This is a genomic window from Chryseobacterium sp. 2VB, from assembly GCF_005503635.1.
Lineage (GTDB): Bacteria > Bacteroidota > Bacteroidia > Flavobacteriales > Weeksellaceae > Chryseobacterium > Chryseobacterium cupriresistens.
Genome location: NZ_SCNC01000022.1, coordinates 12211 through 28472 on the forward strand (window position 1 = coordinate 12211; position 16262 = coordinate 28472).

A 16262-nucleotide genomic window follows, 5' to 3' on the forward strand; every position below is an offset into this window, starting at 1 on the left:
TTAAAATGGATATCCGATGGCAATATTTAAAACAAGATTATCTTTCCTCCAGCTTGAGTCTCCGAAGTTAATTTTATCGAAGGCCCATCTGTCTCCTTTCTGATAGTAAGGAACTCTCAGTGGCATGGCAAGATCCAGTCTTAGAATCAGGATTGAAAAATCCAGTCTCAGACCTACTCCGGCTCCCACCGCAATTTCATTTAAAAAATCTTTTGAAAACTTAGCCCCGGGTCTGTTTTCATCATCGTGAAGAAGCCAGATGTTTCCGGCATCTACAAAAACGGCAGCATTTAAGAACTTATAAAGATTGGCACGGTACTCCGCATTTAATTCCAGTTTGATATCTCCGGACTGGTCAAAGTAAGTCCCAGGATCTATCGTTCTCGGATCAAAACTTCCCGGCCCTAATGTTCTTGCACGGAATGCTCTGATACTGTTACTTCCTCCTGAAAAAAACTGCTTGGAAAAAGGAATAAACTCCGAGTTTCCATACGGATAGGCAATCCCTCCGATAAATCTTGTTGCCAGAGAAGATTTTTCAGTAAACTTATGATAGAACCTGAAATCATTTTCAATCTTTACATATTGGCTGAAAGGAATACCAAATATTTTCTTTTCCTTATCTTTTTTTACATCAGCTCCTGTGGCCAGACCAGTGATATTTCCAGCAAGATCAAGCGTACCTTTATAATAGACGGTGTTGGTCTTTGGAAGCATGGTATTGGTATAGGTGTAAGAATAGGTAGGACCGAAAATAAGCTGTTTATCAACAATTCTTTTCATAGCAGGATTTGTTGCAGATTTAATTTCATATTCTTCTGTAACCTTTGCTGGAGATACTAGCGTAATATCAATCACCTTCAGATCATGTTCTTTTCTTGCATTTTCTTTCCATACATATCCGAATGATCCGGTGAAATTATTTAAGGTATAATATTGTGTTCTGTTCTGGAATTCATATCCCAATGTGATATTCGTTCTGGGAACAAATTCACTGGAAGAATGAAAACGGAATGGTGCTACAATTCTTGGGATTGAAAGCTGTACGTTTGTTCCTGCACGGAAAATATTATTGGCATTCTGGGCACCTCCCATCTGGAAATCAAAAGCTCCGTAGATGGCTGCTTTAAACTGTTCTGCACCTCTGAAGAAATTTCTGTGGGTCCAGTTCAGGTTCAGCTCACTACCCGCATAGTTGGCGGAATTGGTTCTTCCCAAAGCTTCCAGACGGAGTGATTGTACCTGTCTTGGAGTCAACAAATAATACGCATCAAATTTATGGCTTAAAGAATCAGATACAATAAACTCGTTTTTTACAAATTTGAATACTCCCAGACTGATCAATCGGTTCAGGGTAAGATTGTGGTTGGAACGGTTGTAAAGATCTCCTTTTTTAAAATATAAGGCTCTGTCAAAAATCTTCGGTTTGAATTTATGCTGCGGATCAATGACATAAATATCGTCAAAACGGTATTTGGAAAGAGAATCTTTATCCATCGGGATGCTGTATTTACCATCTTTCACATCCTGAATATTGTAATTGGGAAATACAATAACATTATCAATACTGAACTGCTGCGTTGCCAAATCAGGCGTGTTGTCCTTCAGTTTTACATTAAGCTCAACTTTATGATTCTTACTCACCGTACTGTCGGCCTGCACGATAATATTATCAGGATGGAAATAATAGAAACCTCGTTCCTTTAACCTGTTGTCAATTCTTTCTCTTTCTGCTTTGATGACATCCAGATCAAACGGTTTTCCGTTTTTAAGAAGAGTTTTATCCGTAAGGTTTTGAATTTCCTGATTAACCAGTGTTGAATCTTTCTGGAATTTTACACCGTCTATCAGATATCTTGAGCCAGGCCTTACTGTATAAATAACCTGAGCCTTTTTGTTCTTTGAAACGGTGTCATACGTTGCTCTGGCATTGAAATATCCTTTGTTTTCAGAATAATTTTCAATGATATCTTTATTGAACTCACGATCTACATCTCCCAATAATACTGGTTTTTCACCCACTTTATATTTAAGCCAGTAATTAAAACCTTTGTCTTTTTTAGGCTCTTTGGCTATGTTATAGAAATACAGCTTTGGGCGCAATCCCAGGAATGTAGAATTAGGCTTTGGGGTGAGATTTGCTTCCAGTGCAGACTCAAGACCTTTTTTTTCTTTTTTGGAAATTGTATCATTTTCAATCTTTACTTTGGCTCCCGTATAGAGCATCTGGCCTTCTTTCAAAAATCTGGTGTTGCTGCACGAGATTACCGTGGATGCCATTCCGGAAACCAACAGATACTTACAATATATATGGAACTTACTATTCATTATTTAAATTCTACCACTTGGTTATTTTGATTTTTTTTCGGCTTCTTCTCTTTGGATTTCTGGAAAATCTCCCGGAACTTGTCATAATCCAATGTAATAATAAATCCGACTCCGGTCTCTATGATCTGTCCCTGAAGTGCTACCTGATATTCATCTTTACGGTAAGCACGAAGCATATACCTTCCGTCTTTGGAAAGGCTGTAATCTACAGAAACATTCCCTGCAATATTCGTCATGTTTTCATTCTGACGAGCCTGGCCTTCCAGTCCGAAATTACTTCCTACCGTCACTTTCAGACGATCGTTCAGTAATTTTTTGCTGATATCTACATTCAGGTCGGTTCTGGTGTTTTTTTCTCCGGTGGAATAATCTTCTGAAGAATCAAGACCAAAATTAAGATCTACTCCTTTAATCAGCCCTGCTGCAAGATTATTCAGCTGCTGGGACAGGATCTTACTTACACTCTGCCTTGCCATGGTCTCTGCAGACATTCCGGCACCGCTTTCAAATGGATTTTCTCCGATAAAACGGTTCAGAAGCAATAAGGCAAACACCTGTTTGTTCAGCTCAGACTCCTGGGTTCTGATCTGGGCCAGCTTCTGATCTACAACATCTTTTACATTCGTAGATACAGAATTATTTTTTTCATCAGTAGTAATATCGAAAGTAAGCTGAGGTTTCAATAATTCCCCTTTCATTTTTAACAAGGCATTAAAAGGAACCCTCTGCTTAAACTGATTCATCGTTGAGGCACTCTCTCCACTGATCTGCTGTTCCACAAGGTCAATAGGCGGAGCTTCTGTTTTATAAACGGCGGTAATATCCATTTGAGCCATCGTAGGTTCACCTGTCCATGTAATGGTACTGCCTTTCTGGATGTCAAATTTACGCTTCAGGAAACTTACCGAAAGATCATAGCTTCCTTTTTCCACTTCATATACACCTACCAATGTGGTTTTTCCTGACGGATCTATTCCTCCGGTTAATTCTGCTTCACCCTGAAGCTGTACAAAATCACCATTGGCTTTATCAATGATCAATGATAGTTTTGCCTCTTTGCTGACTTCAATATTAACACTTACATCCATTCCTTTGATACGGCTCTGTGCATTAAGAGAATCAGCTTTGATCGTCTTGTTTAAAACCACCTGATCCTGATCCACAAATTCTACAATACCATCTCTCTCCTGCAGAGAAGGGCTGGATTGAGGCAGAACAAAAGTGAAATCGGTGTTGTCTGCCACGCTCAACCTTCCGTCTACCTTTGGAAGATCAAGGTTTCCGCGGATATGAAGTCCGGCATCAATGGCCAGAATACCATACATGATCGCATCATTGGATTTCTCCGAATTAACTACTTTAAAATCTTTTGCATTTACATTAAGGTTAAAAGCAAAATCCCTATAGGTTTGCGTAAGAACCTGCCCATCCACTACAAGGGCATTTCCGTCTTTATCTTTGATTTTAAATTGATCAAACTCTATTCCCTGACGGGTAAAGTCTATTTCATCACTCAGATGTCTGAAATCACTTCCCGTTTTGGCAATTTCCAATCCGGCATCATTGAATTTTACTTTTCCTAAAATATTAGGTTTGTCACTCGTTCCGGTAATCTTTAAGTTTCCTGAAAGATAACCTTCCGTATTGGTAATGGCATTCATAGAGAATCCCTGAATACTCTTCATCTGCAGCTGGTTGATCGCCATATTCAGGTCGAAAGTACTGGAAGAGGTATTGTAATCCCCAAGGATTTTTACGTCATTGTTATTTCCCGAAAGGGCAATATCTGCATTTAAAACTTTCGGTGAAGCATTGTTTACTTTTACAGCAAGGTTTCCGACAGGACTTCCATAGACAATCAGATCGGAAATATTCAGGTCCGAAGTGAAGGTCATATTTTTAGTAATATCCCGAAGCTGTGCTGTCCCGTTAATGGTTCCTCTAGCCAGAACTGTATCTTTTTTGATAAGTTCTGTAATGGTTTCAATCTTGAAATCTTTCAGTGAAATGTTCAAAGGGCTGCCTGGGCTACTGCTTTCAGATTGAACAGCGATTTCACTGCTGCCATTGGACAAGATGAAGTTATCTGCCAGAATTCCTTTATTGCTGATCTGAATTTTATTGTTTTCAGCAACATTCCAATCCGTATAATTGAGCTTAAGTCCGTTCGGGTTAAGAGATATTTCGGTAATGTCATTCAACGATTTTGCATTTCCTGCAATCAGGAACTGAGTGGCATCTTTCTCGTCTTTTGTAGTAACGTTGTACCGGATGGTATTGTCCGCAACATCTCCGTCAATATTGATTTTATTTAAAGAAAAACTTGAGCTTTTCAAGGCAGCAACATTCATGCTGTATTGTAATGCCTGATTTTCATTCGTTACTTTTAAAGCCCCTTTTTCAATGGTATTTTCACCATATAATAATCGTGGAATTTGTCCGTCAATTTCAATTTTCTGAGAATCTGCATCATAATTCCCGACAAGATTAATGGTTTCAAAATCTTTCAGATCCGGAACAAATTTTCTGATCAGATCGTCATTTTTAATCTTTGCAGTAAAGTTAAAATGCTGCCCCGGATCAATTTTTTGACTTTTATCCGGTTTCTGGAACTGGTAATACTGATTGACAGTTTGCGTTAAAGCTCCAAAAATCTGGGTAAGCTTATATTTACCTTTCAGTTCCACATCTGCAATCTGAGAATTGAAAACAATTTGTGTGGAATCCTGTGTAGAGGAAGCTTTCAGATTGACTTCCTGTACAGGATAGACCTCTTTCGTATCCGAGAATGCGAAATCCTTAAGGTTGAGATATCCATTCAAATTATTCGGATCTAAATTAGTGAAATCTCCATCAATTTTTCCGGCAATGATCATCGGTTTTTCATAGAAGCCAAGTTTGTTGACATCAAGCTTAATAACTTCCCCGTTTACTTTTACCGTAGGATTTTTTTCATCATAAACTCCTGAAGCGGTCAGCTGCAAACTGGCATTCGGGTCTTTTGAATCCAAAATCACATGATAAGCTCCTTTTTTGATCTTTCCGGTAAGGTTCATGTTTTGGTAACGATATCCTTTGTAGACAGCGGAAGCAACATGGCCTTTTAAGTCGGCACTGGCATTTTTGAAATCAAAACTTTCTCCTTTGGCGGCAATTTGTGCCGTAACAGGACCAATATCTTTATTCTGAATGATTTTTCCAACCTGTATTCCCTGCAGATTTGCTTTCACATCATACAATTCATGATTCTTTCTGCGCATGTCTACCTGCGCGATGATGGCAGCGTTCCCCAAAGTAGAGTAGAGGTTAAGATCTGTATTCACCACTTTCGTTGTTCCTTTTGCATTTCCTTTGATGCTGAAATGGGAAGGAAGCGAAATATTCGAAGGAATTGTATTTTTAGGGACAAGATTGAATATCGTTTTAGCATTGGATGAAAATTCCCCGATTCTCAGATCATAATATAACTGATCCGGATTCATCGCATTTTTGATCCTTCCGGAAGCCATTACCCTTAGCTGATCCAGCCCTGAAACTTTGAGATCCTGAATTAAAAGATCATTCACGCTTCCTTTTACATTCGCATTTACATTCAGGATAGCATTCGGATATTTATTGAACGGAACCGTATTTCTCAATGTCGGAACCAGATTCAGAATATCGGAAAACCCTATTTTTGAATCTTTGATATTGGCTGAAATCTTTACAGCGCCTAAGTTTGAGCTAAGCTGGTCGATAGAATTATAGTTTAAAACAACCTCATCATGCAGTATTGTTTTTGGAGTCTGCAGATAAAGATCTTTAAGATAAGCCTCCTTTTCAGCATACACAAAATCGGTATTGAACTTTTGAATATCCAGCCCTCTGCCTTCTTTGATTTCTGCTGAGTTTACTGTTCCTGCAAAGGTGTTGTTCTCCATTTTGAAGCTTCTCACCTCCACGTTCATCTTTGAAAAATTAAGGTGGTTGAAGTCCATTCCCTGTTTAGTAGGAGCGATAGCGGTATTGTTATAATTGACCTTTACATCGTTCAAAACAAGTTTTCCTAAGAGGAGTTTCATGGCTTTATCCTGATCAGAGGCTTTGGAAACTTCAGGTTCTTTGGTTGTTTTAGGATTGGCATTCTGAGCGGGAAGATAAAGATTGGCATTAATGTCTGCTCCCGAAAGAAAAACATTCGCTACGTTGAAAGCGTTGTTTTCAAGATCCAGTTTGTTGACCTTAGTGCTAAGTTCTTTGAATATAACTTTTGCAAATGTTTTGGTGTTTTCATCGCCGTAATCAATGTCGAAATGAGTAAGCTTGATTCCTCTTAAACCAATATTCATAGGCTTTTTTTCATTAAGAGAATCTACTTTTTTCTCCACCTTGTTGGCAACTTCTTCTACAAGTCCCTGCTTTAACTTTAATTTTAATCCGTCGAGATTGATATCATTAACAGCATACTTATTTTTGCTGAGATCAAAAGTTTTGACTCTGGTATCGAATGACTTAAAATAGAGCTGAATATCATTCTTCGATTGCTGGTCGTTAAATGTTACCCCAACATCTTTTAAATTGATTTTATCAAGGGAAATAATAAAAGGTTTGGATGGGCTTTCTTCTTTATCACTGGAAGCAAAAGCATCAATGATATAATCAAAATTGAATTTGCCGTCCGGTTTCCTCACTACATTGGCACGTGCTCCTTCCATTTCAACAGAAGTAATATCTGCCGTAGAATTAAGAAGCTTCAGCATATGTAAACCTACATCCAGTTTCTTCACTGCCAGAAGAGTATCTACGTCCTGTCCTTTGAGATAAAGGTTCTCCATGACAAGGCTGTTCGGGAATCCTATATAGACTCTTTCCAGGCTTACGGGAGTTTTGATTTTTTTCTCAAGGTAAACAATGAGTTTGTCTTTGATGAAATTTTGAACGGCTGGAAGCCTTAAGCTTAGTATCAACAGGGTAAGAAGAACCAATATTGAAATAAAGGTTATTACAATACGCCTTAAGAGTTTTGTGGTGTTGATTTTCAGTTTCAAATGCGATGAGGTTTCTAACAAAGATAACAATACTATTTTATTTGGTCTTTGTTGTGGTACCCTTTGCGAATGCAAAAATCCTGCCTTGGCTGTCTTATTATGGAATTTTTAGTTTGTAGTTGTCAAGTGAATAGTTGAGTAAGACGAGTCAAGGCAGGGATTATTATGTTTAAAAAACGCCCCCTTTTATCATTTTTTAATGTTGAAAAGGTTAGTTAGCAAAAATGAAATTCAAATGTTAGTAGCTGTGAAGGGGGCGTGGCATGGTTTATTGATAGATAATAATAATTTTAGTTGTTTCCGTTCTCCCATTTCACTTCTTCTCCCTGAGGAGCTGCACCACCTTGTGCCGTTGTGATAGGAGCGGTTTCCTGATTGATGTGATAAATATAAGCGGCAATTTTCTCTGCATCTCTACCGGTAATGGTTCCTTCTTTAATGAAAGGTCTCATGGTAGGATTGTTTGGAGAGCCGTTTTCAAGCATCCAGAATACATTTTTAAATAAGCTTTTTTCTTTAATATTGATCCAGTGGGTATCGGTAAGGTTCGGACCTATACCTCCTTTTCCTCCATCTCCGTGGCAGGTCACACAATTCGTTTTAAAAAGTTCCTGTCCTTCAGCAATATTATCAGCACTGTATTTTGCAGATTCCAGATTGATCTGAGGCGCCGTTTTCTCATACTCTTCTATGGAAGCCAGCATGGTTTTTGTTTCCTTCGTGTATTCTGCATCCGGATGGGCATAATCTGTAAAAGAGAAGGCTACCAGATATACGGCACAGAAAATACATCCGAACCAGAATAAGCCAATCCACCATTTCGGAAGCGAGTTGTCCAGCTCTGTAATTCCATCAAAACCATGGTCGATAAGAATATCTTTTTCTTCTGTAGCGCTTTGTTTTTTGAACGCAGAGTTCCATAATTTCTGGTAATAAGGAATCTTTTTTTCTTCCAGATATTGTTTTTTTTCTTCCTCGGATAATCTGTTGAAACTTTCATTTTCTACCAGGTCACCAATAGAATTCATGATCAGCAGCAGGATAATGGCAATTAGTATCAGTGCCCAGAAAAAAGGAGAAGAAAAATATCCTGAATCTCCGGCAAACATTTCAAAGGCCATGATCGTTAAACCTATCGTTGTTGCGATATATATTGAAATGGGGGTTCTCGTTTTCATTGCAGTTTAATTTTAAATGTTACTCTACGCTTGCGGTTTGTACCTGTGTTGTTTTGATGTCTGTACCTAATCTCTGCAGGTAAGCAATCATGGCTACAATTTCTCTTTGTTCAAGTGGAACATAGGCAGATCCTTTTGCTGTTTTTTCTTTAGTCATCTGATCTTTTACATCCGTTGCTTCAGAATAAATTCTCTGTACAATTGCTTTGGACTGGTTGTCCGCCCATTGGCTGGCAGAATCTATCTGAGCTTTTGTATAAGGAACATCGAAGACATTTTTCATCAGTTTCATTTTATCCACCATTTGTGTTCTGTCCAGTTTATTACTGATTAACCATGGGAAACGTGGCATAATGGAACCGGCAGAAGTAATTCTTGGGTTATACATGTGTTTGAAGTGCCATGAATCCGGGTTTCTTCCTCCTTCTCTGTGAAGATCCGGTCCTGTTCTTTTAGATCCCCATAGGAATGGTCTGTCGTATACGAATTCTCCTGCTTTGGAGTACTGTCCGTTTTTCCCTTCAAATCTTACGACTTCATCACGGAAAGGTCTGATCATTTGTGAGTGGCATGAGTTACATCCTTCACGGATATATAAGTCTCTACCTTCCAGTTCCAGTGGCGTGTATGGTTTTACGGCAGTAATTGTCGGAACACTTTGCTTCAGTGACAGTGTAGGAACAATCTCCACCAATCCACCAATTGCTACTGTAATGAAAGCTAATACAGAAAGAAGAGTAGGCGTTCTTTCCAGCCAAAGGTGTAAGCCTTCACCTTCTTTTCTTGAACTTCCGATATTGGCTAAGGCAGGAGCTTCTGCAGGAACTTCTTTCTGGAATGAACCAGCTTTGATTGTTTTAATAACATTTACAACCATCAGAATAGCTCCTGAAAGATAAAATAGTCCTCCTAAGAATCTCATTTTATAGTAAGGAATGACAGCTGTTACAGTATCCAGCCAGTTTTTCCATAATAAGGTTCCGTCCGGGTTGAACTGTTTCCACATCAATCCTTGCGTAAATCCAGATATATACATTGGAACTGCATAGAAGATGATTCCTAAAGTTCCCAGCCAGAAGTGCCAGTTGGCCAGTTTTTTAGACCAAAGAGATGTTCTCCACATAATTGGAACCAGGTAATAAACAATTCCGAATGCCATAAAACCATTCCATCCGAGTGCACCAATGTGTACGTGTCCGATAACCCAGTCTGTATAGTGACCAATTTTATTTAATGATTTTGTAGCGAGTAAAGGTCCTTCGAAAGTAGCCATACCATAGCATGTAACCGCTACTACAAAGAATTTAAGAATCGGATTTTCTCTTACCTTATCCCAGGCTCCTCTTAAGGTAAGAAGGCCATTCAGCATTCCTCCCCATGACGGAGCAATAAGCATAATAGAGAACCCTGTTCCTACCGCCTGAGCCCATGCCGGTAAAGCTGTATATTGCAGGTGGTGAGGCCCGGCCCAAAGATATACGAAGATCAGCGACCAGAAGTGAATAATGGATAGTTTGTATGAGAATACCGGTCGCTGAGCTGCTTTTGGCATAAAGTAATACATAAGACCTAATACAGGGGTGGTTAATACGAATGCAACCGCATTGTGCCCATACCACCATTGTACTAATGCATCTTTTACACCTGCATATACAGAATAAGATTTCCAGCTTGTGAAAGATAATGGAACTTCCAGGTTATTGAAGATGTGAAGCATTGCTACAGCAAGCCAGGTTGCCATATAGAACCAGATGGCTACGTACAAATGTCTTACTCTTCTTTTGGCAATAGTTCCGAACATATTGATTCCGAAAATGATCCATGAGAATGCAATTAAGATATCGATGGGCCATTCATGTTCGGCATATTCTTTAGAAGTATTGATTCCCATAAGGAACGTAATAACCACACTGACGATCATCAGCTGCCATGACCAGAAGTGAATCCATGAAAGGGTGTCACTGTACATTCTGGTTTTAAGAAGCCTCTGCATACTGTAATAAGCACCGCAGAAAAAGGAATTACATACAAAAGCAAAAATTACAGCACTGGTATGAAGCATTCTAATCCTTCCGAAGCCCATGGCTCCCTGTGTATTGATCAGCCCCTGAATATTACCTGAAGCCAAGCTTTTAATAGTTGTATCATCCGTACCGAATAAAAATTCAGGCAATTCAGGATAAAAAAGCATCAATGCAGCTGTAAGCCCCAGCAGAAATCCTACAAGTCCGAATGCGATAGTCGCATAGAGGAATGCTCTGACAATATTATTGTCATAATTAAATTTTTGCGTCTCCATAAATTCCAATAGTGTTTACCGAAGTGATATTTTCTCTGAAAAAAGCGTATTTTTAAACCTTTTCTATGTTGAAAATAAATATCATGTAACGTGTGTAATGTTTTGCCAAAGGTATTTATTAACTTTGTTAGAGGCTAATAGATAATCTTCTAAAATATACCGAAAACTACTAAAACAAAAACGATGAAAGTATGTGGACAAAATATCAGGAAAATACGTAGGAGCAAAGATCTTACGCAGGAATACATGGCCTTTGAAATGGGCATTTCCCAAAAGGCATATTCCGATATTGAGAATTCCAAGGTGAAGATCAACCTGGAAATACTGACTAAAATATCTGATATTTTAGACATCAAGCCATCTGACATCTGCAGTATTTCGCATAAGTGCGGAAATGATGAATATGAAGATAAATACCAAAGTTTGTTGGAATATATGAAAAAGAATAATATTTCCGTTCCGAAAGAATTTTTATAAACCTTAATTGCTTAGATAATTTCTTAAGAATGATCTCTTTTCAAAAAATAGAAAGAGATCATTTTTTTTTGATCTGAATGAGATGTTAAATATTAATGTTGACGGGCTAAAATTGAATCTTAACTACAATCGTTAAAACTATTTTTGTAACTGTATTCCGAACTTTATCTAGAATGATGTAAAAAGAAAATATACGGATGAGGCCGGATTCTCAATTTACCCCTGAGAATGTGAATTTCTCTGAAAAGTTTTTATATATTTAGCGACCGAATAATTCATTTAATGAGCAACGAAAATAAAACAGGACAAAACGAGACTTTAGTTAGAGGATTAACAAATCGACACATACAATTAATTGCCCTTGGAGGAGCCATAGGAACAGGGTTATTTCTGGGGATCGGACCGGCAGCAGTACTGGCTGGACCGTCCGTAATTTTAGGCTATGCTTTAGCAGGTATTATTGCCTTTTTTATTATGCGTCAGCTGGGTGAAATGGTCGTTCAGGAACCCGTTTCGGGAAGTTTTAGCTACTTTGCCTACAAATATTGGGGGAATTTTCCGGGATTTGCTTCCGGATGGAACTACTGGATTCTCTATATTCTGGTGAGTATGGCAGAACTTACGGCAATCGGACATTATATTCATTTTTGGTGGCCGGAAATACCACTCTGGGTTTCAAGTTTATTCTTCTTTGTGGTCATTAATGCGCTTAATCTGGCATCCGTAAAAGTTTACGGAGAAACAGAATTCTGGTTTTCCATTATCAAGGTAGTGGCTATTATTGCGATGATTATTTTCGGAGTCTATCTTTTGATAAGCGGGACAGGAGGAGAAAAAGCGACAATTACCAATCTGTGGAATGACGGAGGTTTTTTTCCAAAAGGATTATTTAACAAAACAGAAAACGGATATTCAGGACTATTTGCAGCCATGGCAATGATCATGTTCTCATTCGGAGGACTTGAGCTTATCGGAATTACCGCGGCAGAGGCCAAAAATCCGGAGAAAACGATTCCACAGGCAACCAATCAGGTGATCTACAGAATCCTTATTTTCTATGTAGGAGCGTTGGTTATTTTATTTTCTTTAAGTCCCTGGAGAGATATTACAGAAGGATCCAGCCCGTTTGTAATGGTATTTCAAAATCTGAATGGTCTCGAATTCAGCCTTTTTGGGAAAGTGATTCAGTTCAATACATTAATAGCGAATGTTCTTAACCTGATCGTTCTGACAGCAGCGTTGTCAGTGTACAACAGCAGCGTGTACAGCAACAGCAGAATGCTTTTCGGATTGGCTCAGCAGGGAAATGCTCCGAAATTCCTGAAAAAACTGAACAAAAACTCAGTTCCCACCAATGCGATCATTATATCTTCATGCTTCGCAGGAATCTGTATTATAATCAATAAACTGGTACCGGAGAAAGCCTTTGAATATTTGATGGCTTTAGTTGTATCTACACTGATCATCAACTGGCTGATGATATGCTACACCCATTTAAAGTTCAAAAAATCAATAAATGCAGAAGGAATACATTCAAAATTCCCATCTATATTTTATCCGGTATCCAACTATATCTGTATTGCATTTTTAATTCTGATTTTAGGGTTAATGAGTATTACAGGTATGGAAATTCAGGTAATTCTGATCCCGATATGGATTGGCTTTTTGTTCGTAATGTATAAATTATATAAACCGAATTAAATAGTAAAGACATTTAAAAATATGTTTTTGGAAAGGTGAAAATTACAAGATTTTCACCTTTTTTGTTTCTGAAAATTTTTAGCGATACTTTCTAAGTGAAGGAGAAATGCAACATTCATTGAGTGAGTACTTCGTATTTTCGCTTATTTTTCATATATTAGTAAGACGTTATATTTCAAATTCAGGTGAAAATTATAATCTGTTTGTGATATTTGCGGAGAAGCCGAAAACCGTTACAAAAAAGTAGGCACGACCAAAAAACACTCTTATGGCCAATTTATTTCAAACTTTTACCAATACCGTAAAGCACTGGTACATCCCGTTAATCTTCGGAATTCTTTTCCTTATCTGTGGTTTTTATGTATTCAGTGTGCCGCTGGCAACGTATGTTACACTCTCCATCTTTTTCAGTGTTTCATTCTTATTTTCAGGAATCACAGAAATATTTTTTTCCTTACAGAATAGCAAATCCCTACAGGGTTGGGGTTGGTTTCTAGTGAGTGGATTATTAACCACCGCAATAGGAATTTATCTTATCGCAAATCCTCAGATTTCAATGGCTGTGCTGCCGTTTGTGGTAGGTTTCACCTTACTGTTCCGTTCTTTTCAGTTATTGGGTTTTGCATTTGACCTGAAAAGTATGAAAATAATGAGTTGGGGGAATGTAGCCCTTGCCAGTGTGGGAGGAATTATCTTTTCCCTGCTGCTGATATTCAATCCTGTATTTACAGGAATTTCTTTAGTAACCCTTACCGGAGTTTCTTTTATCTTTATGGGAATCGCTTCCATTATGCTGGCTCTGGATCTGAGAAAAGTGAAAAAAATTCCTGGAAAGGTAAGCCAGGAATTAAGGGATAGGATTAAATCTATTCAAGAGGAGATTGATGATCTTAAAAAGTAATAGTTGTATCTAAAATATAAAGGCCTGTATGAGGTCTTTTTTTATTTTCTTGGAAATTAGTATCAATGCAGTCCTAATGGAAGTTTATAGAAAACAGAATATCTTACTTATAAATAATAGATGATGGAAAGCAATAATATGATTTTGAAAGTTTTGGATATCAAGAAGCTTATCAATGTTTTGTCAGATGAATTGAACGAATTAAATGACACAGATACTTTTGAATTTGGAGATGATCTTTATTGGAATATTCCAGATAAAGACTTATACAATCCTTATAAAGAACCTACGGAACTTACAATGGGAAGTCTTATTGAGGATTGGGAGTTTTTGCAAAAAGTTTTAAAAAGGGAACGGAAAATTATAGATTATGACTTATATAAATTGGCATCAATATTAAAGCTTTTAGGGAAGAAGAATATTATTATCAAAAAGTAAATTGGAAATTATCTAGAAATAAAAAGCCATCCTTAAAAAAGGATGGTTTTGCATTTGTCATTTTAGTTTCTTTACTAGTTACTGAATATTTATGGTTTAATCCGGATGCTGTAAAATAAAAAACGGCAGAGCTTATGAAAGAAAGCATTCATGTGCTGAAAAGAATTGTTATTTGGGGATTCTTCACTTTAGTTAAAAATAAACTTTTTAATACGACAAGTTTTGTCGCTGTGATGAGAGATTTTTGTTCTTCGACACGTATAAATACCTTATAAATTTATGAATTTATAAATGTTAAATCAATTTAATAAGTTTGAAACATGCTAAACAGTTAAATTGCATCTTGAAAAACTAAATAAAAAAACATGAAAACAAATTATTATCAAGCTTTACTAAAGCAATTATTACCGGCAATTTTGACAAAATGAACAGCTACTACTTTCTTTGTTTAAAGAAGCTTGGGACATTTGATGATATCTGTTCATGCTAGAAAAATGCTAAAAAATTATCAATTAAACACTTAAAATTTATCAACCATGAAAAAACTAACATCAATTATTGGGTTAATTGCATTCGGAACATTATTTTCCCAAAACATTGCTTTTGACAAATTATATGGGAATTCGGACCCTGTCAATTATTATCTGACCCATTATCCGGTAAGTGGTTCAGATGGATTGGACATCAAATGGCACGGAGGAATAAGACTGCAAACGACCGGGGGAATAATACAGTTGTTGAATAACGGGTATGTAGGAATAGGAACAGCTGTACCTGAATCTAAGCTGGACGTAAATGGAGATGCCAGATTCCTGGATTTCGTTAGCGGGGGGAGTAATTCCTGGATATTCCACTCTCCTGATGACGGAAGAAAAACCTTACATATTGCACCGAGAACTGCAGGAAATAATGATTGGGATTGGGGGAAATCATTTGTGATCAATGGAGAAAGCGGAAATGCTTCATTATATGGAAAGTTTGAAGCAAAAGAAATTAAAGTGACATTGAGCCCTACCGCTGATTTTGTATTTGATGAGAATTATAACCTGCCTAAGTTAGAAGATATTGAAAAACACATCAAAGAAAAAAAGCACCTTCCGGAAATTGCTTCTGCAAAAGTGATGGAAAAAGAAGGTGTAAATATTGGAGAGTTCCAGATAAAACTATTGCAGAAAATAGAAGAACTTACGCTTTATTCAATTGAGCAGAACAAGCAAATTAAAGAACTTAAAGCAGAAAATAAAACTTTGAAATCTCAGTCTGAAGAGATTAAGGAATTAAAAAAACAAGTACAAAAACTGATAACTATAAAAAATAAGCAATGAAAACAAAATTATTTTCCCTGATATCTCTGTTAATAGGAGCTCTTGGGTTTTCACAAACTCAGGTTTATTTCAAATATGACGAAGCAGGAAACCAAAGATACAGAGGTCCTGATGCAGCAGGGAAGAAAGTTCCTGAAGAGCTTATTACAAAAGAAGAAAAAGCTGAAGAACAGGCAAAAGTTACAACTATTGCCAGGCAGGTGTCTGCCATTGACAAAAAGGCGTTCTGGAAGCAGATCAGACTCTATCCGGTTCCGGTGAATGATTACCTTACCATAGACTGGACTGAAGAAGTAGATGGATTAATAGAATCCGTTTCACTTTACCAGCATAGTACAGTCCACTGGAAATTCCAGCAGCAGAATGCTCCGGAACTAAACCGTCAGGTGAAGATCAATATGACCGGTTATGACTGGGGAGTTTATATTCTGCGCTTTACATTGAAAGATGGAAGAGTCTTTAGCAGAAATGTTACGAAAAGATAAAAGTTAGAGGAAGATAATGTAAACATTAAAAATTAAAAGATTTTTAATAGACTTATTATTACTCCACTATCAGTTATTATCTATTAATTACATCATTACTTAT

General features: G+C 37.4%; 10 protein-coding genes. 6 read left to right on the plus strand and 4 right to left on the minus strand.

The window, feature by feature from the left end; translation table 11 throughout:
* The 4 genes from FFS26_RS17440 to ccoN form a co-directional block, all read right to left on the minus strand.
* Positions 1 to 2328 (minus strand): BamA/TamA family outer membrane protein, encoded by a 2328-nt coding sequence (locus tag FFS26_RS17440; protein ID WP_137905672.1) that lies wholly within the window; start codon positions 2326 to 2328, stop codon positions 1 to 3.
* Positions 2328 to 7355 carry a translocation/assembly module TamB domain-containing protein gene (locus tag FFS26_RS17445; RefSeq protein ID WP_137905673.1) on the minus strand — a complete coding sequence of 1676 codons (5028 nt, stop codon included), beginning with the start codon at positions 7353 to 7355 and terminating at the stop codon, positions 2328 to 2330. The genes FFS26_RS17440 and FFS26_RS17445 overlap by 1 nt, the downstream gene beginning before the upstream one ends.
* A 290-nt stretch (positions 7356 to 7645) precedes the next feature.
* Entirely contained in the window at positions 7646 to 8533 is an 888-nt protein-coding gene (locus FFS26_RS17450) for a cbb3-type cytochrome c oxidase N-terminal domain-containing protein (protein ID WP_110008128.1), read from the minus strand.
* Between the two features lie 19 nt (positions 8534 to 8552).
* Positions 8553 to 10832, minus strand: a complete 2280-nt coding sequence (gene ccoN, locus FFS26_RS17455; RefSeq protein WP_110008317.1) for a cytochrome-c oxidase, cbb3-type subunit I — start codon at positions 10830 to 10832, stop codon at positions 8553 to 8555.
* Between the two features lie 183 nt (positions 10833 to 11015).
* Here ccoN and FFS26_RS17460 point away from each other — a divergent pair, with 183 nt between their 5' ends.
* From FFS26_RS17460 to FFS26_RS17485, 6 genes are all read left to right on the plus strand, one after another.
* Complete coding sequence (locus FFS26_RS17460; protein WP_110008127.1) at positions 11016 to 11309, plus strand: helix-turn-helix domain-containing protein; 294 nt, start codon at positions 11016 to 11018, stop codon at positions 11307 to 11309.
* A gap of 282 nt (positions 11310 to 11591) precedes the next feature.
* Positions 11592 to 13010 (plus strand): amino acid permease, encoded by a 1419-nt coding sequence (locus FFS26_RS17465; protein ID WP_110008126.1) that lies wholly within the window; start codon positions 11592 to 11594, stop codon positions 13008 to 13010.
* Positions 13011 to 13278: 268 nt separating this feature from the next.
* Positions 13279 to 13911, plus strand: coding sequence for an HdeD family acid-resistance protein (locus tag FFS26_RS17470; RefSeq protein ID WP_137905674.1), 633 nt, complete (start codon positions 13279 to 13281; stop codon positions 13909 to 13911).
* Between the two features lie 120 nt (positions 13912 to 14031).
* The gene (locus FFS26_RS17475; protein ID WP_137905675.1) at positions 14032 to 14349 is read left to right on the plus strand and encodes a hypothetical protein; all 318 of its coding nucleotides are present in this window, start codon (positions 14032 to 14034) and stop codon (positions 14347 to 14349) included.
* Between the two features lie 536 nt (positions 14350 to 14885).
* The gene (locus tag FFS26_RS17480; RefSeq protein ID WP_228449454.1) at positions 14886 to 15674 is read left to right on the plus strand and encodes a hypothetical protein; all 789 of its coding nucleotides are present in this window, start codon (positions 14886 to 14888) and stop codon (positions 15672 to 15674) included.
* Positions 15671 to 16159 carry a hypothetical protein gene (locus FFS26_RS17485; protein ID WP_137905676.1) on the plus strand — a complete coding sequence of 163 codons (489 nt, stop codon included), beginning with the start codon at positions 15671 to 15673 and terminating at the stop codon, positions 16157 to 16159. The genes FFS26_RS17480 and FFS26_RS17485 overlap by 4 nt, the downstream gene beginning before the upstream one ends.
* The last annotated feature ends 103 nt before the right edge of the window (positions 16160 to 16262 follow it).